This is a genomic window from Pseudomonas sp. YQ_6 (assembly GCF_043103245.1).
GTDB classification, from domain to species: Bacteria; Pseudomonadota; Gammaproteobacteria; order Pseudomonadales; family Pseudomonadaceae; genus Aquipseudomonas; species Aquipseudomonas alloputida.
In genome coordinates this window covers 182,277-203,578 of sequence record NZ_JBICJR010000068.1, presented here as the reverse complement: position 1 = coordinate 203,578, position 21,302 = coordinate 182,277, and the positions used below count along the sequence as shown (strand labels likewise).

At 62.6% G+C, this 21,302-nt stretch carries 22 protein-coding genes and 2 pseudogenes; 16 read left to right on the top strand and 8 right to left on the bottom strand.

The genetic code is table 11. The annotated features are described in order from the left end of the window. Positions 1 to 10 precede the first annotated feature (10 nt). The 5 genes and pseudogenes from ACF8FG_RS24045 to ACF8FG_RS24025 all read left to right on the top strand — a co-directional run bounded on the left by ACF8FG_RS24045 (position 11) and on the right by ACF8FG_RS24025 (position 5,656). Positions 11 to 319, top strand: a complete 309-nt coding sequence (locus tag ACF8FG_RS24045) for a DUF485 domain-containing protein (RefSeq protein WP_004374508.1) — start codon at positions 11 to 13, stop codon at positions 317 to 319. Beyond that, a pseudogene (locus ACF8FG_RS24040) lies at positions 310 to 1,878 on the top strand (cation acetate symporter); the annotation flags it as partial. The gene ACF8FG_RS24045 and the pseudogene ACF8FG_RS24040, both read left to right, overlap by 10 nt. A gap of 39 nt (positions 1,879 to 1,917) precedes the next feature. Continuing rightward, positions 1,918 to 3,150, top strand: a complete 1,233-nt coding sequence (locus tag ACF8FG_RS24035; RefSeq protein ID WP_041166974.1) for an OprD family porin — start codon at positions 1,918 to 1,920, stop codon at positions 3,148 to 3,150. 37 nt (positions 3,151 to 3,187) lie between these two features. Next, positions 3,188 to 5,242 (top strand): phenylacetic acid degradation bifunctional protein PaaZ, encoded by a 2,055-nt coding sequence (gene paaZ, locus ACF8FG_RS24030; protein ID WP_014590950.1) that lies wholly within the window; start codon positions 3,188 to 3,190, stop codon positions 5,240 to 5,242. 243 nt (positions 5,243 to 5,485) lie between these two features. After that, positions 5,486 to 5,656, top strand: coding sequence for a hypothetical protein (locus tag ACF8FG_RS24025; RefSeq protein WP_155295797.1), 171 nt, complete (start codon positions 5,486 to 5,488; stop codon positions 5,654 to 5,656). Positions 5,657 to 5,734: 78 nt separating this feature from the next. On the opposite strand, the gene ACF8FG_RS24020 is transcribed toward ACF8FG_RS24025, so the two are convergent. Then, positions 5,735 to 6,004, bottom strand: a complete 270-nt coding sequence (locus ACF8FG_RS24020; protein ID WP_004374494.1) for a DUF6555 family protein — start codon at positions 6,002 to 6,004, stop codon at positions 5,735 to 5,737. Between the two features lie 166 nt (positions 6,005 to 6,170). Then, positions 6,171 to 6,326: pseudogene (locus tag ACF8FG_RS24015) on the bottom strand (general stress protein); the annotation flags it as partial. Positions 6,327 to 6,615: 289 nt separating this feature from the next. Here ACF8FG_RS24015 and ACF8FG_RS24010 point away from each other — a divergent pair. Beyond that, a complete protein-coding gene (locus tag ACF8FG_RS24010) occupies positions 6,616 to 7,014 on the top strand; it encodes an NUDIX hydrolase (RefSeq protein ID WP_014590952.1) in 399 nt (132 codons plus the stop codon). A 1-nt stretch (position 7,015) separates the two neighbouring features. Here the strand turns inward: ACF8FG_RS24010 and ACF8FG_RS24005 are convergent, their stop codons facing one another. After that, positions 7,016 to 7,567, bottom strand: coding sequence for an ATP-dependent Clp protease proteolytic subunit (locus ACF8FG_RS24005; protein WP_014590953.1), 552 nt, complete (start codon positions 7,565 to 7,567; stop codon positions 7,016 to 7,018). 259 nt (positions 7,568 to 7,826) lie between these two features. Here ACF8FG_RS24005 and ACF8FG_RS24000 point away from each other — a divergent pair, with 259 nt between their 5' ends. The 5 genes from ACF8FG_RS24000 to ACF8FG_RS23980 are packed head-to-tail and all read left to right on the top strand — an operon-like array spanning position 7,827 to position 12,111. Continuing rightward, the gene (locus tag ACF8FG_RS24000; protein ID WP_026031948.1) at positions 7,827 to 8,744 is read left to right on the top strand and encodes a DUF72 domain-containing protein; all 918 of its coding nucleotides are present in this window, start codon (positions 7,827 to 7,829) and stop codon (positions 8,742 to 8,744) included. Continuing rightward, positions 8,741 to 9,514: an endonuclease/exonuclease/phosphatase family protein gene (locus ACF8FG_RS23995; RefSeq protein ID WP_014590955.1), complete on the top strand. Its 774-nt coding sequence runs from the start codon at positions 8,741 to 8,743 to the stop codon at positions 9,512 to 9,514. The genes ACF8FG_RS24000 and ACF8FG_RS23995 overlap by 4 nt, the downstream gene beginning before the upstream one ends. Then, positions 9,511 to 10,713, top strand: coding sequence for a cardiolipin synthase ClsB (gene clsB, locus ACF8FG_RS23990; RefSeq protein ID WP_014590956.1), 1,203 nt, complete (start codon positions 9,511 to 9,513; stop codon positions 10,711 to 10,713). Before ACF8FG_RS23995 ends, clsB begins: the two co-directional genes overlap by 4 nt. Next, positions 10,713 to 11,666, top strand: coding sequence for a lysylphosphatidylglycerol synthase domain-containing protein (locus ACF8FG_RS23985; protein ID WP_012052312.1), 954 nt, complete (start codon positions 10,713 to 10,715; stop codon positions 11,664 to 11,666). Before clsB ends, ACF8FG_RS23985 begins: the two co-directional genes overlap by 1 nt. Positions 11,667 to 11,694: 28 nt before the next feature. Then, positions 11,695 to 12,111, top strand: coding sequence for a hypothetical protein (locus tag ACF8FG_RS23980; protein WP_014590957.1), 417 nt, complete (start codon positions 11,695 to 11,697; stop codon positions 12,109 to 12,111). Between the two features lie 90 nt (positions 12,112 to 12,201). Here ACF8FG_RS23980 and ACF8FG_RS23975 read toward each other — a convergent pair whose 3' ends face one another. Next, complete coding sequence (locus tag ACF8FG_RS23975; protein WP_004576227.1) at positions 12,202 to 12,426, bottom strand: metallothionein; 225 nt, start codon at positions 12,424 to 12,426, stop codon at positions 12,202 to 12,204. Beyond that, positions 12,423 to 12,887, bottom strand: a complete 465-nt coding sequence (locus tag ACF8FG_RS23970) for a hypothetical protein (RefSeq protein ID WP_019438593.1) — start codon at positions 12,885 to 12,887, stop codon at positions 12,423 to 12,425. The genes ACF8FG_RS23975 and ACF8FG_RS23970 overlap by 4 nt, the downstream gene beginning before the upstream one ends. A gap of 127 nt (positions 12,888 to 13,014) precedes the next feature. Here ACF8FG_RS23970 and ligD point away from each other — a divergent pair, with 127 nt between their 5' ends. The 5 genes from ligD to ACF8FG_RS23945 are packed head-to-tail and all read left to right on the top strand — an operon-like array spanning position 13,015 to position 18,619. Beyond that, positions 13,015 to 15,516, top strand: coding sequence for a DNA ligase D (gene ligD, locus ACF8FG_RS23965; RefSeq protein WP_392519268.1), 2,502 nt, complete (start codon positions 13,015 to 13,017; stop codon positions 15,514 to 15,516). Positions 15,517 to 15,556: 40 nt separating this feature from the next. Continuing rightward, a complete protein-coding gene (locus ACF8FG_RS23960; protein ID WP_014590960.1) occupies positions 15,557 to 16,600 on the top strand; it encodes an acyl-CoA dehydrogenase family protein in 1,044 nt (347 codons plus the stop codon). Continuing rightward, entirely contained in the window at positions 16,597 to 17,352 is a 756-nt protein-coding gene (locus ACF8FG_RS23955) for a PIG-L deacetylase family protein (RefSeq protein ID WP_070383926.1), read from the top strand. Before ACF8FG_RS23960 ends, ACF8FG_RS23955 begins: the two co-directional genes overlap by 4 nt. An 11-nt stretch (positions 17,353 to 17,363) precedes the next feature. After that, a complete protein-coding gene (locus ACF8FG_RS23950) occupies positions 17,364 to 17,963 on the top strand; it encodes a bifunctional 2-polyprenyl-6-hydroxyphenol methylase/3-demethylubiquinol 3-O-methyltransferase UbiG (protein ID WP_014590962.1) in 600 nt (199 codons plus the stop codon). Next, positions 17,960 to 18,619 carry a glycosyltransferase family 2 protein gene (locus ACF8FG_RS23945; protein WP_019438596.1) on the top strand — a complete coding sequence of 220 codons (660 nt, stop codon included), beginning with the start codon at positions 17,960 to 17,962 and terminating at the stop codon, positions 18,617 to 18,619. Before ACF8FG_RS23950 ends, ACF8FG_RS23945 begins: the two co-directional genes overlap by 4 nt. 21 nt (positions 18,620 to 18,640) lie before the next feature. Here ACF8FG_RS23945 and ACF8FG_RS23940 read toward each other — a convergent pair whose 3' ends face one another. The 3 genes from ACF8FG_RS23940 to ACF8FG_RS23930 form a co-directional block, all read right to left on the bottom strand. Then, positions 18,641 to 19,462: a Ku protein gene (locus ACF8FG_RS23940; protein ID WP_004576232.1), complete on the bottom strand. Its 822-nt coding sequence runs from the start codon at positions 19,460 to 19,462 to the stop codon at positions 18,641 to 18,643. A gap of 85 nt (positions 19,463 to 19,547) precedes the next feature. Next, the gene (locus ACF8FG_RS23935; protein ID WP_012052320.1) at positions 19,548 to 20,135 is read right to left on the bottom strand and encodes a nucleosidase; all 588 of its coding nucleotides are present in this window, start codon (positions 20,133 to 20,135) and stop codon (positions 19,548 to 19,550) included. A 56-nt stretch (positions 20,136 to 20,191) separates the two neighbouring features. Next, positions 20,192 to 21,298, bottom strand: coding sequence for a carboxylate-amine ligase (locus tag ACF8FG_RS23930; protein WP_019438598.1), 1,107 nt, complete (start codon positions 21,296 to 21,298; stop codon positions 20,192 to 20,194). Between the last annotated feature and the right edge of the window lie 4 nt (positions 21,299 to 21,302).

The window sequence follows — 21,302 nt, the reverse complement described above, 5'->3', positions numbered from 1 at the left end:
ATCGCAACCCATGACACCCGAACGCATAGAAAGCATCGCCAACCACCCCGACTTCCAGCACCTGGTGCGGCGCAAACGCCGCCTTAACGGCAGCCTGACCCTGGCCATGCTGGTGGTCTACTACGGCTTCGTCCTGCTGGTTGCGTTTTCGCCCAGCACCCTCGGCCAGTCCCTCAGCGGCGGCGTGACCACGGTCGGCATGCTGGTGGGCGTGCTGATGGTGCTGCTGTCCTTTGCTCTGACCGGCATCTACGTGCACCGCGCCAACAACGTGCTCGACCCGCTCAACGACAAGGTCAAGCAGGAGTGCGCACAATGAACTGGACCGCCATTTCGATGTTCATGGTGTTTGTCTGCTTCACCCTGCTGGTCACCCGCTGGGCTGCCCTGCGCACCCGCTCGGCCAGCGACTTCTACACCGCCGGCGGCGGCTTGACCGGCATGCAGAACGGCCTGGCGATCGCTGGCGACATGATCAGTGCCGCTTCGTTCCTGGGCATTTCCGCGATGATGTTCATGAACGGCTACGACGGTCTGTTGTATGCCCTCGGTGTCCTGGCGGGCTGGCCGATCATCCTGTTCCTGATTGCCGAGCGCCTGCGCAACCTGGGCAAGTACACCTTCGCCGACGTGGTCAGCTACCGGCTGGCGCAAACCCCGGTGCGCTTGACCTCGGCTTTCGGCACCCTGGTGGTGGCGCTGATGTACCTGGTGGCGCAAATGGTCGGCGCCGGCAAGCTGATCGAGCTGCTGTTCGGCATCAGCTACCTGTACGCGGTGATGCTGGTCGGTGTGCTGATGGTTGCCTATGTCACCTTCGGTGGCATGCTCGCCACCACCTGGGTGCAGATCATCAAGGCAGTAATGCTGCTCTCAGGCACCAGTTTCATGGCCTTCATGGTGCTCAAGCACTTCGGCTTCAGCACCGAGGCCATGTTTGCCAGCGCCGTGGCCGTGCATGCCAAGGGCCAGGCGATCATGGCCCCAGGCGGCTTGTTGTCCAACCCGGTGGACGCTATTTCCCTGGGTTTGGGCATGATGTTCGGCACCGCTGGCCTGCCGCATATCCTGATGCGCTTCTTCACTGTCAGTGATGCCAAGGAAGCACGCAAAAGCGTGTTCTACGCCACCGGTTTCATAGGTTACTTCTACCTGCTGCTGATCGTCGTCGGCTTTGGCGCCATCGTCATGGTCGGCACTGAGCCGTCCTACCGCGACGCCACTGGCGCCATCATCGGTGGCGGCAACATGGTCGCCGTGCACCTGGCCCAGGCCGTCGGTGGCAACCTGTTCCTCGGCTTCATCTCTGCCGTGGCGTTCGCCACCATTCTGGCTGTGGTTGCTGGCCTGGCGCTGTCCGGCGCATCGGCCGTGTCCCACGACCTGTATGCCTGCGTGATGCGCAAAGGCAAGGCTACCGAGCAAGAGGAAATGCGTGTGTCGCGCATTGCCACGCTGGTCATCGGCCTGCTGGCGGTGATCCTGGGCCTGATGTTCGAGTCGCAGAACATCGCCTTCCTCTCCGGCCTGGTGCTGGCGGTGGCCGCTTCGGTCAACTTCCCCGTGCTGCTCCTTTCCATGTTTTGGAAAGGCCTGACCACCCGCGGCGCGGTGTGCGGCAGCATGGCCGGGCTGGTCTCGGCGGTGCTGTTGGTGGTGCTGGGCCCGGCGGTATGGGTCAACGTACTGCACAACGAAACGGCGCTGTTCCCCTACAGCAACCCTGCGCTGTTCTCCATGAGCCTGGCCTTCCTCAGTGCCTGGGTGTTCTCGGTGACCGACAGCTCCGAACGTGCCGTTGAAGAGCGCGGTCGCTACCTGGGCCAGTTCATCCGCTCCATGACCGGTATCGGCGCGGCTGGCGCCAGCAAACACTGACTTCAAGGACGAACAGACATGTCGGGTAAAACAACAACAATGAACCGCACACACTTCATGTCAGCCGCCTGGCTGGCCACCCTCGCCCTGCCCATGCCCGCGCTGGCCGACTTCATCGGCGACAGCCATGCACGCCTGGAGCTGCGCAATCACTACATCAACCGTGATTTTCGGCAGAGCAACGCCCCGCAGGCCAAGGCCGAGGAATGGGGCCAGGGCTTTACCGCCAAGCTGGAATCGGGCTTCACCGAGGGCCCGGTCGGCTTTGGCGTGGACGCGATGGGCCAGTTGGGCATCAAGCTCGACTCCAGCCGCGACCGTCGCAACACCGGCCTGCTGCCTTTTGGCCCGAATAGCCACGAACCGGTCGACGACTACAGCGAGCTAGGCCTGACCGGCAAGGTACGCGTGTCCAAGAGCACCTTGCGGCTGGGCACCTTGCAGCCGATCCTGCCGGTGGTGGTGTATAACGACACCCGCCTGCTGGCGTCCACCTTCCAGGGTGGCCTGCTCACCAGTCAGGACCTCGATGGCCTCACCTTCAATGCCGGACGCCTGACCAAGGCCAACCTGCGTGACTCTTCTGGCCGCGACGACATCGGCTATGGCGCTGCCAGCAGTGACCACCTGGACTTTGGTGGTGGCAGCTACGCCATCACCCCACAAACCACGGTCAGCTATTACTACGCCAAGCTCCAGGACATCTACCGTCAGCAGTTCGTCGGTCTGATCGACACCCGCCCACTGGCAGAAGGTGTGAGCCTGCGCAGTGACCTGCGCTACTTCGACAGCCGCAACGACGGTGCCGAGCGTGCCGGCAACATCGACAACCGTAACTTCAACGCCATGTTCACCCTGGGCGTGCGGGCGCACAAGTTCACCGCCACCTGGCAGCAGATGTCCGGTGACAGCGCCTTCCCGTTCGTCAACGGCGGCGACCCGTTCACCGTCAACCTGGTCACCTACAACACCTTCACCCGCGCCGGGCTGGACTCTTGGCAAGTGCGCTACGACTACGACTTCGTTGCCATGGGCATCCCCGGTCTGAGTTTCATGACCCGCTACACCGACGGTCGCCACGCGGAAACTGCCACCGTGACCAATGGCCGTGAGCGCGAGCGCGACACCGACATCACGTATGTCATCCAGAGTGGCCCGTTCAAGGACGTCAGCCTGCGCTGGCGCAATGTCACCTTCCGCTCCGGCAACGGCCTGACCAACGCCGTGGACGAAAACCGCCTGATCATCGGCTACACCCTGGCGCTGTGGTAACAGCGCCCCCCACTTTTTGAACAGCATGGAGAACAGCATGTCTGCCGCCCCTACTCTGCAAAGTTTCATCGCCGGCCGTTGGCTCGGCCAGCACGGCGCCCAGGCCTTGCGCAGCGCCCTTGACGGCCACGTACTGGCCTACAGCCATGAAGAGCGCCCGGACTTCGCCGAAGCTGTGGACTACGCGCGTGCACGCGGTCTTGCCTCGCTGATGGGCATGGATTTCCAACAGCGTGCCCAACGCCTCAAAGCCCTGGCCCTGTACCTGGCCGAGCACAAAGAGCAGCTCTACGCCCTGTCGCACCACAGCGGCGCCACCCGGGCTGACAGCTGGATCGACATCGAAGGCGGCAACGCCACGCTGTTCTCCTATGCCGGCATCGGCAGCCGCGAGCTGCCGTCGGGTAACCTGGTGCACGAAGGCCCAGCCATACCGTTGGGCAAGCAAGGCCATTTCGCCGGTAGCCACATCCTGGTGCCACGGGCAGGCGTTGCGGTGCATATCAACGCGTTCAACTTCCCTATCTGGGGCATGCTGGAAAAGTTTGCCCCAACGTTCTTGGCCGGTATGCCCTGCATCGTCAAACCGGCGACCTCGACCAGCTATTTGACCGAGGCCGTGGTACGCCTGATGAATGCCTCCGGCCTGCTGCCCGAAGGCAGCCTTCAGCTTGTTATCGGCAGCACCGGCGACCTGCTCGACCGCCTGCAGGGGCAGGACGTGGTGACCTTCACCGGCTCCGCCGACACTGCCGCGAAACTGCGTGTGACGCCCAACCTGATTCGCAACTCGGTGCCGTTCACCGCCGAGGCCGACTCGCTCAACTGCGCCATCCTCGGCCCGGACGTGAGTCCGGACAGCGAAGAGTTTGACCTGTACATCAAGGAAGTGGTGCGTGAAATGACCACTAAAGCCGGGCAGAAGTGCACCGCCATCCGCCGTGCGATCGTCCCGGCCAAGCACCTGGATGCCGTCGCCACCCGCCTGCGCGAGCGCTTGAGCAAGGTCGTGGTTGGCGACCCGTCGCTGGAAGGTGTGCGCATGGGTGCCCTGGCCTCCCATGACCAGCAGCGCGATGTCGGCGAGCGGGTGCGCAGCCTGCTGCAGACTTGTGATCAGCTATTCGGCGCCAGCGATGGCTTTGCCCCGCGTGGCGAAGGCGTGGCTGAAGGCGCGTTCTTTGCGCCAACCTTGTTGCAGGCCCGCGACCCACATGCCGAGGGCGGTGCCCACGATATCGAAGCGTTCGGCCCGGTCAGTACGCTGATGGCCTATGACGACCTCGACGAAGCCTTGGCACTGGCTGCCCGTGGCAAAGGCAGCCTGGTGGCGACCCTGGTCACCGCCGACCGCAGCGTGGCCACCAAGGCTATCCCGGTGGCTGCTGCCTGGCATGGCCGACTGCTGGTGCTCGATAGCCAGGCTGCCAAGGAGTCCACTGGGCACGGCTCGCCGCTGCCGCAGCTCAAGCACGGTGGCCCGGGCCGCGCCGGTGGTGGTGAAGAGCTGGGTGGCCTGCGTGCGGTCAAGCACTACCTGCAGCGCGCTGCAGTACAAGGCTCGCCGAGCATGCTCACGGCGGTCACCGGCGAGTACGTGCGCGGCGGCGAAGTGATCGAAACCGAAGTGCACCCGTTCCGTCGCTACTTCGAGCAGCTGCGTATCGGCGAGTCGCTGCTCACCCATCGCCGCACCGTGACAGAAGCTGACCTGGTCAATTTCGGCTGCCTGTCAGGCGACCATTTCTACATGCACTTCGACGAAATCGCCGCCAAGGCGTCGCAGTTCGGTAAACGCATTGCCCACGGTTACTTCGTACTGTCGGCAGCGGCCGGGCTGTTCGTGTCGCCCGGTGCCGGACCGGTGCTGGCCAACTATGGGCTGGACACCCTGCGCTTCATCAACCCGGTGGGCATTGGCGATACCATCCAGGCGCGGCTGACCTGCAAGCGCAAGATCGACCAGGGCAAGACCAGCCCGCTGGGGCAGCCGCAGGGGGTGGTGGCGTGGGATGTGGAGGTGACCAATCAGCTGGGTGAGCTAGTGGCCAGCTATGACATCCTGACCTTGGTGCTGAAAAAGCCAGCATGATGTGTTGAAGCTACGGCCTCTTCTCGGGCAAGCCGCCTCTGACCGGCACAGCGCCCTTGTAGGAGCGGGTTCACCCGCGAAGAGGCCGGTAGCGGTTCAGGCACCTGGGATCAATACACGTACGTGGCTGAAGTGAAGAATGCAGGCATCTAAACCGTTGGTCAGCGACTGCCAATGCTCAGTGAACCTCGGGCGTGCACCTGTAGCTCTCAATTCATGAGGACCATCAACGAGGACTGCACAATGGATTCCCTACTGCGAATGGGTGGCGGCAATGTTGAAGATGACTGGCCGGAGCTGGAGCCGGATCGACGCAATGATCGGGCAGACGACCCGGATACCGACCCCAATGTGGCTGATGATGAGGAAAACCGGCCCGGCGTCCCGGCCAGCGACCCTGAGTCTGGCGCCTGACACGGTGAGTATCAGCGTATCCTGCAGGAGCGGGCACGTCCGTTCCTGCAGTTTCTTTTACCGGTTGCAGGCGAGCTATTAAACCATCGCCGCCGGATCGCCCACCGACTGGTTGGGCTTGCTCCCCGAAATCCGCCAGCTCACGGCGGTAATGCCGTAACGCTCGGCCATCGGCCGACTGACCTTCCTGATTTTCTCGCGACCGAACTTGGGAATGATGCCGATGCCCGCATCACAACTTGCCCAATGCCAGGCCTCGGCATTGTCCAGGCGTTCCAGGCGAATGATGAAACTGCGCGGCTGGTCATGCAGTTTGTAATCGATTATGTACAGCTGTGGGCTAGGCATCGCAGGGGGCCTCCTCTTCTCCATGGATGACATTTTGATTGATCGGGCGGTGGCCAGAAGATTCAAAATTTTGTCTAACAAAATGTCATGGCGCGATTCCGGGGCGGCTACCCCGAAATCGCTGCTGGGCACCTATGGGGAGCTGTCGTTCAGCGCAAGCCCCCACTCACTGGCTGCGGTCTGCGCCGTGGCTGTTGCGCCCCCCCTTGCGTCCGGCTTCCGATGCCCGTTGGCGGTCGTTGGCAAAGTTGCCGCCAGATGCCTGGCCACCCTTGTGGCCAGCGCGCGATGCCCTCTCGCGGTCATTGGCAAAGTTACCTGGGTTGGTTTCCTTGGTGCCGCCGCGCTGGCGGGTTCGCTCTTGGTCCTGCGCCATGTCGTTTCTCCTTGCGATGGATTGGCTGATCGCATGAATCGATGCCATGCCTAGCTTCCGAGCCCCCGATCTGTCGCTGTGCTCAATGGTTTTACAATCAGCTGACCGGTGGCACTAAAAACATGCAGCCAGGCTGTTTGCGTGACGGATGTGACCGTTCGTCAGCTTCAACGCAACGTTTATTGCCAGCCAGGGCCGAAACTTCATGCAATAAAGGAATCGCCCAGGAGCCGGAATGAAACCAGTCAAGCATCGCGCCACCATCATTTGCCGGCATGGCAAGCAGCGCCACAAGTGGTTGTGGGTGAGAAAGCCCAAGGCGCCGTGGACCCTTCCAGGCGGCAAGATCGAGCCCAGCGAGACGCCGATGCAGGCCGCGCAGCGGGAGTTGTTGGAAGAGACTGGGCTACAGGCTGAATCGCTGGTGTTGTTGATGCGCCACGAAACGCCAGAGCGTGTGCATTACGTGTTTGCAGCGGAGTTTGCCGAAGCACCGCAGCCCAAGGCCCGGCACGAAATTGTCGACTGCCGCTTTGCCCACCTGGATCAGGTGGCTGTGATGAAGGACGAGATCAAGGCCCTGATCCGCTCCTTGCTGGCTTGTGACGCGGGCACGGCGGCGTCCGTTCGGTAAGCTAGGCGTGCACACTCCACTGCGTTGCGTCTGACGCGATCGGCATCTCGTCGATTGCATGGATCATTCCGTTTTCCAGCGCCTCCCGCGGCGCCAGTATCCTTGGATAGGCCATTAGATAGCGCGGTACATCCAGGACCTCGGCCGCGCCTTTCGTGCGCTCGGCCACGATCTGCGCATACAGGCGCAGGTCGTAATCCAGGCTCATCGCATACTCGGACATACGCGAATGGTCCACAGAACCATGCAAGGTCCAATGAAACGGGTGGAAAAGAAACTTGCTGAAACTGCAAGCCGTGCGTCGCTCTCCGGCAAGGAAGAGGATATTGCCCATGGATTCCACCGTACCCAGGTTGTGGGTATGCACCTCCACGGGTAACGCACGCAGAAAATTGTACAGGGTAAACCCATAGCTGCACTCGCCGCCCATGGTGGCGATGTTCAGTTGCAGAAGCTCGGCACCCTGCTGCAATGCCCGTGAGCAGGTCGTGATCAGGTTGCCGCAGGTAGACGAATTGATCGGTCCGGTGAAGTGGATGATATGTCTGGCCATGCTTGCCTCCGCGGATGGCAGGTCATTGCTTGTGCTTTTGCACATCGTCGCCCAACCCGGCCATCTGGCAACGGGAGAAACGCTCCAATGTCATCCTGGCACCCTTCCATGAAACGGGTATGCGGTGGAGACGCCGGCTGCCGCAAAGTTCAACTCAGCGTCAGCATTTCCGTTGGTCAAGCGTTGTGAACCCTCGCCGGCCTTTGCCGGTCGCACCTTCAGAGCGACCGAACAAGGAACCGGCAGTGAGGACGGCAGCGTGAGCGATATTCGCATCGGTATCTCCGGGTGGCGCTATGGCCCCTGGCGCAAGGACTTCTACCCCAAAGGCCTGAAGCAGGACGATGAACTGGCATTCGCTTCACGGGCGGTGAACAGCATCGAGATCAATGGCTCGTTCTACAGCCTGCAAACGCCCGAGCGCTATCTGGGCTGGCGTGAAGAAACGCCGGACGGCTTCGTGTTCGCGGTCAAGGGGCCGCGCTATATCACCCATGTCCGGCGGCTGAAGGAAATCGAAGAGCCAATGGCCAATTTTTTCGCCTCCGGGCCGCTGCTGTTGGGCGAAAAGCTCGGACCGTTCCTGTGGCAGTTCCCACCCAACATGAAGTTCGATGAAGACCGTTTTGCCCGGTTTTTCGAGTTGCTGCCACACAGCCGCAAAGCCGCCCGTGGACGCGCCCAAGGCTGCGCCGAACGCCTCAAGGGCAATGGCAGCCTCGCCATCAAGGGTAATGCACGCTTGCGTCACGCTGTGGAAATCCGCCACGAGAGTTTTCTCTGCGAAGCCTTCATCAAGCTCTTACGCAAGCATCGCGTGGCGCTGGTAGTCGCCGACAGCGCGGGCAAATGGCCTTGTGTCGAAGATGTGACCGCCGACTTCGTCTACATGCGCCTGCATGGGGATGTGGAGCTGTACAGCAGTGGATATACCGCACGCGCGCTGCGGCGTTGGAAGCAGCGTATCCAGCTATGGAGCGAAGGTAACCAGGCGGACGATGCCCGCCTGGTCGTGCCGGGGCCGCCGCCTCGGCGTGCCGCACGGGATGTGTACTGCTATTTCGACAACGACCAGAAGGTACACGCGCCATACGATGCCAGGCGCTTGCTGCAAAAGCTGTCGTTGGACCATGAGCTGATGACCGAGCCAGGCGTGGTGCCGGAGGTGGCCTTGTGAACAGGACCCTGCCCGCCCCACGCTGCATCATCGACAAGGTGACCGCTGTACGCCGGCTCAATGTGTTGACGCTGAACGTGCACAAAGGCTTCACCTTCTTCAACCGTCGCTTCATCTTGCCCGAGTTGCGCGAGGCTGTTCGCGCCACCGGCGCCGACCTGGTGTTTTTGCAAGAGGTGCACGGCAGTCACCAGCAGCACGCCTTGCGCCACCCTGCCTGGCCCGAGACACCGCAGTACGAGTTTCTGGCCGACAGCATGTGGCCGCAGTTCGCCTATGGCCGCAATGCGGTGTATCCCCATGGCGACCACGGTAACGCGCTGTTGTCGAAATTCCCCATCAGCCGCTTCAACAACCTGGATGTGTCGGTGCAGGGCAATGAACAGCGTGGCCTGCTGCATTGCCAGCTGGAGGTGCCGGGCCATGACCAGGTGCATGCGGTATGCGTACACCTGGGCCTGCGCGAAGCACACCGGCAGCGCCAGGTGAAGCTGATGCTGGACCTGCTGGCCAGCCTGCCACCCAACGCGCCGGTCATCATCGCCGGCGATTTCAACGACTGGCGGCTGAAGGCGGACGCGGTGCTCAGCGAACACCTGACAGAAGTCTTCGGCACTCCGGCGCGCAGTTTTCCCGCGCGCCTGCCGTTGTTGCGCCTGGACCGCATCTACTTGCGAAACGCGGTGCCGGGCGCTGCCCAGGTGCTGTCCAAATACCCGTGGTCGCATCTGTCCGACCACGTACCACTGGCTGCGGAGATCAATCTGTGAACCGACCTTGGGTAGACGGCAACGGCGTGCAGTTGCTGATCAATGGCGAGCAGTACTACCCCCGCGTATTCGAGGCCATGGCCCAGGCGCGGGAAGAAATATTGCTGGAAACCTTTATCATCTTCGACGACAAAGTGGGCAAGCAATTGCAGCAGGTGTTGATCGAGGCGGCCCGGCGCGGTGTACGCGTGGAAGTGGCCGCGGATGGCTACGGCACAGCCGAGCTGCCGGCTGAGTTCATTTCAGCGATGACCGACGCGGGTGTAAGCTTTCATGCGTTCGATCCGCAACCGCGCTTGTTGGGCATGCGCACCAACCTGTTTCGCCGTTTGCACCGCAAGATCGTGGTGGTTGATGGTGAACGGGCCTTCATCGGCGGTATCAACTACAGCGCCGACCATTTAGGCGACTTTGGTGCCATGGCCAAGCAGGACTATGCCGTGGAGGTCACTGGGCCGGTAGTGGCGCAGGTACATGCAGCCAGTAAGCGCCTGATGTCTCCCGTTCTGCAGCCACCCAGTGCGGTACGCCCGGTTATCGAGCCCGCCGGAAGCAGCAGTGCTGTATTGATCGAGCGCGACAACGGCATGCGCAGCACTGATATAGAGGCGCACTACCTTCAGGCTTTTCGTAAAGCCAGGCAACGCATTGTCGTCGCCAACGCCTACTTCTTCCCAGGCTACCGATTGATGCGCGAGCTGCGCAATGCGGCCCGGCGTGGCGTGGAGGTTCAGTTGATCTTGCAGGGCCAACCCGACATGCGCTGGGTACGCGCATTGTCGCGCCTGCTGTACAACTACCTGCTGCGCGACGGGGTGAAGATCCATGAGTACTGCCAGCGGCCGTTGCACGGCAAGGTGGCTCTGGTGGACGACCAATGGGCCACCGTCGGCTCCAGCAACCTCGACCCCCTGAGCCTGTCGTTCAACCTGGAGGCCAACCTGTTCATTCGTGATCGGGCCTTCAACCAGCAACTGCACCAGCATCTGCAGGCACTGGCCAGCGAGCAATGCAAACCGGTCACCTTGGAGCGCATGATTCGCGGCTACTGGTGGCGAGCACCGTTGATCTTCGTGTGCTTCCACGTGATCCGCCACTTCCCGCGCATTGCGGGCTGGTTCCCAGCGCACCGGCAGCGTTTGCGCTCGGTGCAGCCGGAAGCCGAACCTCATGGCAACTTGCACGAGGGCAACTCCTGATGGCGCGCAAAAGCTGGCAAACGTGGGGCAAACGTCTGCTCACACTCGCGTTTCTGATCCTGATCCCTGTGCTGTTGTACCTGCTGGCGCGTAACCTGGACTGGAACGAAGTGCGCCAGTCTTTGCTGGCCTACAAACCTGGCACCCTTGCCATCGGCTTGGCGATCGCGTTGAGCAGCTACCTCGCGTTTGCCAGTTACGACCTGTTGGCCCGGGCTTACACCGGCCACACGCTACCTGCCCGGCAGGTATTGCCCGTCGCGTTCGTGTGCTACGCCTTCAACCTCAATTTCACTACCTGGGTAGGCGGGGTTGCCTTGCGCTACCGCCTTTATGGCCGGCTGGGCCTGGATACCGCGACCATTACACGAATCCTCACCTTGGGGCTGTTGACCAACTGGATGGGCTATATGCTGCTGGCCGGCACCGTATTCGCCCTGGGCCTGGTGGAGATGCCCGGTAACTGGGCGGTGGGCACTACAGGCCTGCGCCTGATCGGCCTGCTGTTGCTGGCGATTGCGGGCGGCTACCTGCTGGCCTGTGGTTTCGCCAAGAAGCGCACCTGGTGCTGGCGCGACCACGAAGTGACGCTGCCCTCGCTGCGTCTGGCGCTGTGCCAGGTGGCGCTGGGTGCCAGCAACTGGGCACTGATGGCGCTGCTGATCTTCTGGCTGCTGCCGGGCGAAGCGTTCTACCCATCGATTCTCGGCATCCTGCTGATCAGTTGCGTGGCCGGTGTGGTGGCGCATATCCCTGCGGGGCTGGGCGTGCTGGAAGCGGTGTTTCTGGCCCTGCTGCACGGGCAGATGGCCCAGGGCACGCTGGTGGCTGCCCTGCTCGGCTACCGCACGTTGTACTACCTGATTCCGCTGCTGTTGGCAGTGGTGACCTACCTGATCCTGGAAAAGCGCGCCAAAGCCATGCGCCGGCGCGACAAGCCTGCTCAGACCTGACGAGGGCCTTGTGCCCTGGAGGTGGAAAATGCGTGTTCCTGCCTTGATGATGATGGTTGCCAGCCTGGCCAGCGGCCAGGCCTGGGCCGAAGCTTGCAATGTGCTGACTCGCTCCTCCAGCGACGCCGTGACGCCGGTAGAGCGGCACACCTGTTACAGCTACAGCAACATGCCCGCCGAAGTGATCAACTGGTCATGCAGCAACGAAAGCAAGGACATGCTCAATAGCGAAAAGAGCAAGGTAGCGCGGTGTGCCGATGGGAGTGTCGGCAGCTGCATCGCTCCCCTGACCACAGAGGCATTGGCCAATCCCAAGGCAATCGGTGGCAAGAAGCCAGCGTTGCCCAAGGATGCGCGGGTGATCACTTACTATTACGACACCCCGAGCCTCGGCCAGGCCCGTAGCGACTGTGAGCGAAATAACGGGGTCTGGCAGACCCACTAGGGCAAAAGGCTGGGAGCCAGCGCAAGCCCGCTCCCAGAATAAGGTCAAAGGGCGGGGCGATCGCCTGCAAGGGCAGCCCGCCTATCTGCTTCAGGGCGAGATCGGATCACTCGCTGGAAAGGTTTCATCCAGCGCATTGTCCACCGCGCTCTCGCCCGGCTTTTCACCACAATGGCAGTCCTGCATCCGGCATGGCTCACCCTTGCGGTGGCCGCTGGCGCAGGCCTCGCAGCAATAGGCCTTGCCATCGCGCTGCAAGGCATTGGCATCCACAGTGCAGGAACAGTGCGTACACGCGCAGCGTTGATCGTTCATGGCTTGCTCTCCTCGTCGTCAATCACTTCATCGGTCCAGGGCACCCCATCCAGCGGCGCGGATCGGGCCAGTTCGGCCTCGTCCAGGCCAATGCCGCCACCGATCTCATCGGCATCCACCTGGCGCAAACGCTGGTCTGCCGGGCCGCCACTGCCGCCCGGCTCGTGGGGGTCGCGGGCGCCGGTTTCGTCCAGCAGGGTGTCCGGGCTCAAATCGTCATAGGTGACATTGTCCTCATGCAGGCTGTCACTCAGCGTTTCGCCGCCGGTCATGCCACTTTGTGCCACGCGCTGGGGAGGGAACTCACGGGCGACCTCGGCGGCGGGTCGCTCGTCGCCCACACGCCCTTCGCGTTCGTCCAGGCGTTCATCGAAATCCAGTTCATGCACGCTGCCCATGCGGTCTTCAGTGTCATCGATTTCGGTGGGGGTGTATGGCTTAGGTGCGTCGGGTCGGGTCATGTGCGTTCTCCATCAGGTGGCTTCATTCGGTCGACTACGCCAGCTCACGGAAGATTCAGAGTTTTTTGAACTACCGCCTCGGCCGGCACCTCCCACCTTAGAGACGGTGATTTGCCCGGAGCCCGCCATGGCCAAGCCCTTGCAGGAATATGCGCGCAAGCGCGACTTCAACGCGACACCCGAGCCCAGCGGCAAACGCAAACGTGGCAAGCGGGCTCATGCGCTGCAGTTCTGCATCCAGAAACACGACGCCAGTCACCTGCACTACGACTTCCGCCTCGAGCTCGACGGCACCCTGAAAAGCTGGGCGATCCCCAAAGGCCCATCGCTGGACCCCAAGGTGCGCCGCCTGGCAGTGCATGTGGAGGACCATCCGTTGGACTACGCCGATTTCGAGGGGCATATCCCTGAAGGCCACTATGGTGCAGGCGATGTGATCGTCTGGGACCGCGGTATCTGGGAGCCTGAAGGCGATGCCCATGAAGCCTACGCCAAAGGCAAGCTGCGTTTCCGCCTGCAAGGCGAGAAGCTAGCCGGCGTGTGGAACCTGTTTCGCACACACCTGGCTGGCAAGAAAGAACAATGGATGTTGGTCAAGTCGCACGACGCCCAGGCGCGCAGCGAAACCGAGTACAGCATTGTCGAGGCCCTGCCAGACAGCGTGCTCAGCGAGCGCACGCTGGTGCCACGCAAATCCGCTGCAAAAAAAGCCACTGCCCCGCGCAGCAGCCGTAAACGCGCCGATAAAGTTCAGGCTGCACCCTTGCCAGCACAGCTACAGCCACAGCTGGCAACGTTGGTGGATTCTCCACCCAGCGGCGATTGGCGCTACGAAGTCAAGTTCGATGGCTACCGCATTCTGGCCCGCATCGAGGGCCAGGACATCCGCCTGTTCACCCGCAACGGCCATGACTGGAGCAGCAAGATGCCCCGGCAGGTTGCCGCCCTGCGCGCGCTCGGTATCGACACGGCCTGGCTCGATGGCGAAATGGTGGTGGCTGATGAGAATGGCATGGCTGACTTCCAGGCGTTGCAGAATGCCTTCGATACCGAGCACGACGAACGCATCACCTATTACCTGTTCGACCTGCCATTTCTGGGCGGTCAGGACCTGCGACAGCTACCGCTGCAGCAACGCCGCGATACGTTGCGCCAACTGCTTGAGCACAACCATTGCGACGTCATCAAGTATTCCGCCGACTTCGACGAACCTGTCGAATCGCTACTCGACAGTGCCTGCCGGCTGAAGCTGGAAGGCCTGATTGGCAAGCGTGCTGACAGTGTTTACAGCGGCCGCCGTAGCCCAGACTGGATCAAGCTCAAGTGCAAGCAACGCCAGGAATTCGTGATCGTCGGCTACACCGACCCCAAGGGCAGCCGCAGCGGCTTCGGTGCCCTGCTGCTGGCCCTGCACGACAATGAGAGTGGCGAGCTGCGCTATGCCGGCAAGGTTGGTACCGGCTTCAACACCACGACACTGACCAGCATCCACGCGCGGCTCAAGCCCTTGGAAATCGCCAGCCCTGCCCTGCCCTCGCCACCTGCCGGAGCCGAAGCGCGTGGTGTGCACTGGCTGCGGCCGCAGTTGTTGGCTGAAGTCGCCTTTGCCCAGATGACCCGTGACGGCATCGTGCGGCATTCGGTGTTCCACGGCCTGCGCGATGACAAGGCGGCAACCGCCATTGACCTGGAGCGCGCCATGCCCGCAAAAACTGTATCCAACCGCCACAAGCAGGCCAAGGCGTCTGAGAACCTGGGTGAACTGCGGCTGACCCACCCCGACCGGGTCATCGATCCCACCACGGGTGTGACCAAGCGCGAAGTCGCCGAGTATTACGCTGGCATCAGCCAGTGGATCCTGCCCCAGCTCAAGCACCGCCCGGTGGCATTGGTGCGCGCCCCGGACGGCCTGGGTGGCGAGCTGTTCTTCCAGAAAAACGCGGGCCAGCTGCACATACCCAACGTACTCAGTTATGAAAAGGCCGAGGCAGGCCAGGCGGCGATGGTCATCAATCGCCCGGACACGCTGCTGGGCGCGGTGCAGATGAATACGCTGGAACTGCACACCTGGAACGCCACGGACAAGGATTTCGACAAACCGGACCGTTTTGTCCTCGACCTGGACCCTGATCCTGCGCTGCCTTGGAAGGCGATGGTGGAGGCGACCCAACTGGCCCTCACCCTGCTGGACGAACTGGGCCTGAAGGTGTTCCTGAAAACCAGTGGTGGCAAGGGTATTCACGTGGTTGTGCCCTTGACCCGGCGCGCCGGCTGGGACGAAGTCAAGGACTTCAGCCACGCCATCGTCAGTTACCTGGCCAAGCTGTTTCCGGAGCGCCTGAGCGCGGTGTCGGGGCCGAAAAATCGCGTGGGACGCATCTTCATCGACTACCTGCGCAATGGCAAGGGCGCTACCACGGCGTGCGCCTATTCACTGCGAGCCCGTGACGGGCTGCCAGTATCGGTACCTATCTGGCGTGAGGAACTGGCGCAAATCAAGGCCGCCAACCAATGGAACATCACCAACCTGCACGAGCGTCTGGCGGAGGTCGACGACCCTTGGGCCGACATGGGCAAGGTACGCCAGTCGATCACCGCGCGCATGCGCAAGCAGCTAGGGCTCGAATGATGATGCCCCTGCGATTGGACACGACCCGGGAGCCACGCCCATGAGCATCGTTCAGGACTTCAACCTGACCACCCTTGACCGCCTTTTACGCGCCTTTGGCGAACGCCAGCTACCGCTCAACCTCGATACCCAATTGCCGCAACTGATCCAGGCGCTGCAAGCTGATCACCTCGACCTGCTACCGTTGCCCGGGCAAGGCAACACCTTGCGTCGCTGGCAGACCTTGGCACGGGTGGCCGGCTGTGACCTGGCACTGGCCAAGCTCTATGAGGGCCATACCGATGCCTTGGCGATCCTGGCGGAATGCGGCGCAGCGCACCACGCCAACGACGGCATCTGGGGCGTATGGGCGGCAGAGCCGCCCGATGCGCGGGTCCACATCACTGCGCGTGAAGGCGACCAGGTGCGCCTGAGTGGCACCAAGGCCTGGTGTTCCGGTGCCTTGCAGATCGATCGCGCGCTGATTACTGCCTGGGATGAGGCCGAGCAGCCGCAATTGGTGGCAATCGAGCTGTCACAGCCGAGCCAGGGCCTGAACATCGAGCACTGGCAGGCCGTTGGCATGGCCACTACCGCCAGTGTCGAGGTGGCGTTCAACGATACCCCAGGCACGCTCATCGGCGCGCCGGGTCAATACCTCTCGCGCCCTGGCTTCTGGCAAGGCGGTGCGGGTATCGCCGCCTGCTGGTACGGCGCGGCCGAGGCGCTGGCGGATTACCTGCGTGAACATTGCCGCAAACCCCGCCCAGACCCGCATGCCGATGCGCATCTGGGCGCTGTGGATGCTGCGTTGCATGGCGCCCGTGCGTCATTGCGTGAATGTGCTGCCTGGATCGATCAGCAGCCCGGTGTGGATGCCAGTTTCGAAGTTCGCCGCACCCGCGCCCAGGTAGAACAGGCCGTAGAGCAGGTCATCAGCCACGTCGGGCGTGCCTTGGGGGCCACGCCGTTCTGTCGCAGCAGTCATTTTGCCCGGCTGAGCGCCGACCTGCCGGTGTTCCTGCGTCAGAGCCACGCCGAGCGCGATCTGGCGATGCTGGGCCAACAGTTGGCCCAGTTGCCAGCCGGGGTGTGGCAACTATGAGCCAGAACCTGATCCAGGCCGCGGGTGGCACGCCTTGGGCAGCCTGGCAGCAAAGCGCGCACCTGGCGCGTGCGACCTGGCTCGACTCACGGCAACTTTGCCCGCCGGGGCGCCGACTGGTATTGATTGCGCCGCACCCGGATGACGAAATTCTCATGGCCGGCGGCCTGCTGGCAGGCTTCAAGGGGCGTGAGGATGAGCTGGTGCTGATCTCCGCCACCGACGGCGAAGGCAGCCACCCCGGCTCCAGTCACTGGACCGAACATCGCTTGCGCCGCCAGCGTCCCCAGGAAAGCCGACAGGGCCTGCAACAGCTCGACCTGGACCTTGAACGCCTGGACTGGCGCAGGCTCCATCTGAAGGACGGCCAGTTGCCGCGCGAAGAAGCGTTTCTGACCCGTCACCTCACCCAGCTACTGCGACCCGATGACCTGCTGATGACCACCTGGCGCAGTGATGGCCATTGCGATCACGAGGCCGTCGGCCGCGCCGCTGCGCAGGCAGCGGCAAGCCGTGGGGTGCACTTGGCTGAGGTACCGGTCTGGGCCTGGCACTGGGCTGAGCCTGACGACCCGCGCCTGCCATGGCCCCGTGCGCACCGCGTGCAGCTCGATGAAAGCCGTCTGGCACGCAAGCGCAAGGCCTTGGCCGCCCACGTCAGCCAGCTGCAGCCGGACGGCGAGCAGCCGCCGGTGCTACCGCCGCACCTGCTGGATTGCCTTCTGCAACCTTTCGAACTGGTGTTTCTTTGAATGGAGCTGTCATGAGCCTCGATCCACAGTATTTTGCCGAGCTATACGCCACCAATGAAGACCCTTGGGCCTTTCGCACCCGCTGGTACGAGAGGCGCAAACGCGAGCTGGTGATGGCCAGCCTGCCACGCCAGTGCTATCAGCGCGTGTTCGAGCCAGCTTGCGCAAATGGCGAGCTCAGCGCGCTGCTGGCCGAGCGTTGCGCCGAACTGCTGTGCCAGGACCTGGACCCGACGGCCGTAGGCCTGGCCCGTGAACGCCTGGCTCACGTGCACAATGCCTCGGTCGAACGGGCCCGGTTACCGGGGGACTGGCCGGGCGGCCGCTTTGACCTGATCGTGCTCAGCGAGGTGGGTTACTACCTTGATCCCACCGACTGGCTGCAGGTGATCGAACAATCGGTGGCCAGCCTTACCTACGACGGCGCGTTACTGGCATGCCACTGGAAGCACCCTATCGCGGGTTGCCCGCAGGACGGTCGCGACGTGCACCGCATGTTGACCCGGCATTTGCCGTTGCATCAGCAGTTCCGCCATGAGGAGGCGGACTTTTTGCTGGAGTACTGGTCATGCCAGCCAAGCGTTGTCGATCTCGACGAGACGTGCCCATGATTGCCGTTGTCATCCCTGCACATAACGAAGCCCGCCGCCTTGGGCGATGCCTGCGGGCAGTGCTGATCGCTGCCCAGCAGGCGCAGCATGCCGGAATGCACGTGGAAGTGCTGGTGGTACTGGACCGCTGCAGTGACGGCAGCGCCGCCGTGGCACGGCGTTTCGGCGTACATATACTGGAGGTGGATGCCGGTAATGTCGGCATGGCACGTCGCGTGGGTGCGGCGCACATGGTCGAGCGGGGCGCCACGTGGTTGGCGTGCACCGATGCGGACAGCCGGGTCCCTGCGCACTGGCTGCTGTCGCAGTTGGCCTGTAGCGCCGAGGTGGTTTGCGGCACCGTGCATGTCGAGTACTGGCAACCCTGGCAGACCGCTGCGCTGCGCAAGCTGTACCAGAGCCGCTACCAGGCGTGTGAAGGGCATCGGCATGTGCACGGCGCGAATCTGGGGGTATGTGCCGATGCTTATGAGCGTGTGGGTGGCTTCCAGCCCCTGGCGGCGCATGAAGATGTGCAACTGGTCAGTGACCTGCAGGCCAGCGGCGCCCAGATCGTCTGGACCGCCAGGCATAGTGTGGCCACCAGCAGTCGACGTGACAGCCGCGCCCGACAAGGGTTTGGTGACTACCTGGCTGGGTTGCAGGCACAGTCTTGAACTCAATGGCATTGGCCGTGTTCATGAAGCCTTTCGCGTCTTCTTCACCGGTTTCTTGCCACCCAGGCTGCGCTTGAGCAGTTCGGTCAGGTCGAGGATGTCCGCACCTTTCTCGGCCCCCCCTGCGTCGCCCTTCTCCACCGCCTCGATCTTGCCCTTGCTGGCCTTCTCTTCCACCAGGTCCATGATCGTCTGGCGGAAGGCGTCATGATAATCCTCAGGCTTCCAGGGCCCGCTCATGTCCTCTACCAGGCGCTTGGCCATCTCCAGCTCACGCTTCTCCACCTTGCTGTCGGTCACGCTGGCATCCAGCTCCAGCGTTTCCAGCCCGCGCACCTCTTCAGGCCAGCGCAAGGTGATCATCACCAGCGCATGGTCCAGAGGCCGCAGCAGCGCCAAGTGCTGCCGGGTATGCAATACCACGGTGGCCAGTGCCACCTTGCCGGTCTTTTCCAGCGTCTCGCGCAGCAAGGCGTACACCTTGCCGCCACGGCGGTCCGGGGTCAGGTAGTACGGCGTATCGAAATGCTGCAGCGGAATATCGCCCGCTTCCACAAAGGAAAAGATATCGATCGTCTGGGTCGCTTCGGGCCGGGCCTTGCGGATCTCCTCTTCACTGATCACCACATAGCGGCCCTTCTCGAACTCTACGCCCTTGACGATATTGTCCTTGTCTATTTCCTTGCCGGTCACTTTGTTCACCCGCTTGTAGCCGACCGGCTCCATGCTGCGCTTGTCCAGCCAGTCGAAGTCCACGCGCTCGGTGCGCACGGCGGTATTGAGTGCCACGGGGATGTGCACAAGGCCAAAACTGATGGCGCCTTTCCAGATTGCCCGAGCCATGAGGGTGCTCCCAGGGTTGCCTGCTGATACAAGAAGTGACTGCGCCGGGCGACAAAGGTTTAGCTGCCCTGCCCTGCGGCAACCGTCACGCCTGGCTGAACAGCACCCGCTTGAACGCTTCGGCAGCCAGGTGCACTTGTACCGCCCAATCCCCTGCGGCTTCGCTGCCGGCATCATCGGAAATGTATTTCAGGCACACGAACGGGATACCTTCGCCCCGCGCGATCAATGCCAGCACGTAGGCTTCCATGTCGACCACGTCGTAAGGTGCGTCGCCATGGTTGATCTCGAAGCTGTCACCGCTGCCACAGGTTTCCACAGCCAGGCCGGGTATTGCCGCCCCGTGTTCGAGTACCACCGGGGTGTCGGACAAGGGCGTTTCATAGCGGGCAAAGCCCAGCGCGGTCACATCCATGTCGCGTTGTACGAAGCGGTTACAGCACACGACTTCGCCCTTGCCATGACGCTGGCTGCCAGCCGAGCCCAGGTTGACGATAAGCTTGGGCCTGCGCGTTGCGATCGCCTTGGTCAGGGCGATCGCGGCATTGACCTTGCCAATGCCGGTGAACACGGTGTTCACCTCGGTAAAGACATCGCCAGCCTCGGCCTCAAGCGCAAAGACGAACAGCGTGTCATTCAGGGAAATGTCGGGGAATTGCTTGATCAGCATCATGGAGCAGGTGTTTCCGAGTGGCTGCAAAGGGCGCGGCCATTGTCGGTCAACCCGGGCTAAATGCAAGTCCCGGCAGCCACCACGGCGCGTAGCGCCTGCCCTTTGCCAAGCCCGTCTGCCCTGGCCTGTGCCAGGCAGCGCAATTGCTGGTCGGCATGGGTACCATGGCGCAGCACGTGCAGGGCGTGCTGGCAGGCGCGCTCGGCGTCCGCGCTGTCTATGGGTATCTGGGCCTGCAGTTGGGCGAGCCAGCTTTGCGCCGTGACCGGCTGCTGCTCGTGACAACCTATGAATTGTGCGTGGCGCCCATGGCGCATGGCACGCCAGTAGTTCTCCTGGGCGATCCAGCGCAATTCGCGGCTGCAGGGTAGCGGGTCATGGCGGTAGGCAATGCTGTGTTCAACCAGGTGGCGAAACAGTGCTGCAATGCACAGAACGTCCTCCAGGTTCGGGCAGCCATCGCAGATGCGCAACTCCACTGTCGGATAGCGCCGCGAAGGCCGGAGTGCCCACCAAAGGTCGCCATCGGCAGCCAGTGCACCGGTTCGCTGCAACAGGGTACGGTAGCGTTGATAGGCGGCCCAGTCTGGCAACGCTTCGGGCAAGCCCATGTGCGGCCACTCACCACAGATCACACGGCGATAGCTCATGTACCCGGTAGGCTGGCCAGCCCACAGGGGCGACGAAGTGCTCAACACCAGCAACAACGGTAACCAGGGCAAAAGGCGGTTGATCAGTTGCATGCGGTCACAAGCTGGCGGCACGCCAACGTGCACATGCAGGCCATTGAGCAGGCTACGCCTTGCCACATGGCGGTAGTCATCGAACAGCTGCTTATAGTGCCCTTGTGCCGCGGGCTTCTGCAGCAGCCACGCGGCGCAGGGGTGGCTTGCCGCAGCGTATGGCCCCATCCCCTCTTCGGCCAAGGCCACACGCAGCCGCTGGCGGCTGCGCTGGAAAAACTCACGTGCTTCATACAGGTTGGTGAACACCGGCGACGCCAGCTCGATCTGGCTGCGGAACATTTCCTGGGCGAAATAGCTGCCAAGTGCTTCACGGCAGCGCCCCATCACCGCGGGTGACGGTGTGGCCGGAACCTGACCCGAGCCCAGGTTCACCAGCAGGTACTCTTCCTCGATGCCGAACGTACAGGGCCGGATCATGCTG

What these genes read in the sequence shown, in the direction of transcription:
- ACF8FG_RS24045 (WP_004374508.1), top strand. Translation starts at nt 11, where the DNA reads ATGACACCCGAACGCATAGAAAGCATCGCCAACCACCCCGACTTCCAG.
- ACF8FG_RS24035 (WP_041166974.1), top strand. Translation starts at nt 1,918, where the DNA reads ATGAACCGCACACACTTCATGTCAGCCGCCTGGCTGGCCACCCTCGCC.
- paaZ (WP_014590950.1), top strand. Translation starts at nt 3,188, where the DNA reads ATGTCTGCCGCCCCTACTCTGCAAAGTTTCATCGCCGGCCGTTGGCTC.
- ACF8FG_RS24025 (WP_155295797.1), top strand. Translation starts at nt 5,486, where the DNA reads ATGGATTCCCTACTGCGAATGGGTGGCGGCAATGTTGAAGATGACTGG.
- ACF8FG_RS24020 (WP_004374494.1), bottom strand. Translation starts at nt 6,004, where the DNA reads ATGCCTAGCCCACAGCTGTACATAATCGATTACAAACTGCATGACCAG.
- ACF8FG_RS24010 (WP_014590952.1), top strand. Translation starts at nt 6,616, where the DNA reads ATGAAACCAGTCAAGCATCGCGCCACCATCATTTGCCGGCATGGCAAG.
- ACF8FG_RS24005 (WP_014590953.1), bottom strand. Translation starts at nt 7,567, where the DNA reads ATGGCCAGACATATCATCCACTTCACCGGACCGATCAATTCGTCTACC.
- ACF8FG_RS23985 (WP_012052312.1), top strand. Translation starts at nt 10,713, where the DNA reads ATGGCGCGCAAAAGCTGGCAAACGTGGGGCAAACGTCTGCTCACACTC.
- ACF8FG_RS23980 (WP_014590957.1), top strand. Translation starts at nt 11,695, where the DNA reads ATGCGTGTTCCTGCCTTGATGATGATGGTTGCCAGCCTGGCCAGCGGC.
- ACF8FG_RS23975 (WP_004576227.1), bottom strand. Translation starts at nt 12,426, where the DNA reads ATGAACGATCAACGCTGCGCGTGTACGCACTGTTCCTGCACTGTGGAT.
- ACF8FG_RS23970 (WP_019438593.1), bottom strand. Translation starts at nt 12,887, where the DNA reads ATGACCCGACCCGACGCACCTAAGCCATACACCCCCACCGAAATCGAT.
- ligD (WP_392519268.1), top strand. Translation starts at nt 13,015, where the DNA reads ATGGCCAAGCCCTTGCAGGAATATGCGCGCAAGCGCGACTTCAACGCG.
- ACF8FG_RS23960 (WP_014590960.1), top strand. Translation starts at nt 15,557, where the DNA reads ATGAGCATCGTTCAGGACTTCAACCTGACCACCCTTGACCGCCTTTTA.
- ACF8FG_RS23955 (WP_070383926.1), top strand. Translation starts at nt 16,597, where the DNA reads ATGAGCCAGAACCTGATCCAGGCCGCGGGTGGCACGCCTTGGGCAGCC.
- ACF8FG_RS23950 (WP_014590962.1), top strand. Translation starts at nt 17,364, where the DNA reads ATGAGCCTCGATCCACAGTATTTTGCCGAGCTATACGCCACCAATGAA.
- ACF8FG_RS23945 (WP_019438596.1), top strand. Translation starts at nt 17,960, where the DNA reads ATGATTGCCGTTGTCATCCCTGCACATAACGAAGCCCGCCGCCTTGGG.
- ACF8FG_RS23940 (WP_004576232.1), bottom strand. Translation starts at nt 19,462, where the DNA reads ATGGCTCGGGCAATCTGGAAAGGCGCCATCAGTTTTGGCCTTGTGCAC.
- ACF8FG_RS23935 (WP_012052320.1), bottom strand. Translation starts at nt 20,135, where the DNA reads ATGATGCTGATCAAGCAATTCCCCGACATTTCCCTGAATGACACGCTG.
- ACF8FG_RS23930 (WP_019438598.1), bottom strand. Translation starts at nt 21,298, where the DNA reads ATGATCCGGCCCTGTACGTTCGGCATCGAGGAAGAGTACCTGCTGGTG.